The organism is Maribacter sp. 4G9 (assembly GCF_002742265.1).
GTDB lineage: Bacteria > Bacteroidota > Bacteroidia > Flavobacteriales > Flavobacteriaceae > Maribacter.
Map to the genome: position 1 here is coordinate 1 of NZ_MDGL01000064.1, position 1,142 is coordinate 1,142.

Annotated in this window: 1 protein-coding gene; it reads right to left on the bottom strand. The window is 31.9% G+C overall.

The genetic code is table 11. The features are described from left to right. Positions 1–353: 353 nt before the first annotated feature. Positions 354–809 (bottom strand): DUF5063 domain-containing protein, encoded by a 456-nt coding sequence (locus BFP75_RS08985; RefSeq protein WP_099544906.1) that lies wholly within the window; start codon positions 807–809, stop codon positions 354–356. Positions 810–1,142 lie beyond the last annotated feature (333 nt).

Sequence of the window (1,142 nt, forward strand, 5' to 3'; positions counted from 1 at the left end):
AGCCCCGTAAAGAGGCTTGTACGGATCCATTTTTTCACGGATTAATATCTTGTGCAACGGTTACCGTTGTTGTAACACGTTTTTATTCACTAAATACAATATTCCGCTTACAATTATTAGTGTTATAATTATATCTAAAATTAAATTATTCAAATTCCAACCGTAATTGGGATTTGGACAATCTATCATAAATTCCTCGTAATATTTGAATGGAAAACCAATTTCTAAAGATTTATAACCAACTGTTCTATTAATCGGTGAAGTCAAATGACTAAACACAGTCAAAAATGAAGTTGATAAAAAAACTAAAACTGACATTAACAAAGTCAGAAGGATGTATTTGAGTCTAAACATTATTCGTCTTTGTCTTTTAAGTATTTGAGTAAGTTTACCAAGTGTTGTTCAGAATGATTTTTCATTAAAAACACAAATTGATAAAGTCCATCTTCTTCGCTGTTATTTTCCAATCTCCATTGAACTTCTATTAAGTCTTTTATAATGTCAGTCAAATCATCAATTGAATCTTCAGTAACCAAATCTGCATCATCGTTAATCTTATGACTTTCCCAAACAGAATGATACCAACCGAAATCTGGGAAATGTTCAGTTACTATACTTCTAATTCCGTCATAATCTAAACTTATAGGTTCTTCGTAATCAGTCTCGTCAAATTTCGTTTCTACTTTCAGATATTCAGCGTAAATTCCAACTAATAGTCTTTTGATTTCGAGTGTTTTATTTTCGGATTCAAGTTTTTCATTTGTTCCAAATTCAACAATTCTATCTATTAATTCTTTTAATTTACTCAATGTTTCTTGGTTTGGTCAAAATGTGTTACAACGTGTTTGTGTATGATTTCGTTGCGTGTTTAAGTAACTAATTTAGCAAATAAAAACCGAATAGAATATTCCGCAGGAATATTCGTAAGTAGGCTAGAACTAGCAATTAATTTTACACGATGTGCCTGTTGCACAAGTTATAAAAAAAGGGGCATTTCGATCTTGCCGATCCGTAAAAGGATCGTAACTTTAGGTATGCAGGGTAAAAAGGATTATCAAGAGAAGCTTTTCAATAATTTCCAATTAAGTGACCGGGTACCGCAGACGAATTTCTACCGTCGTTTAAAAGGCGTTTTGGATCTG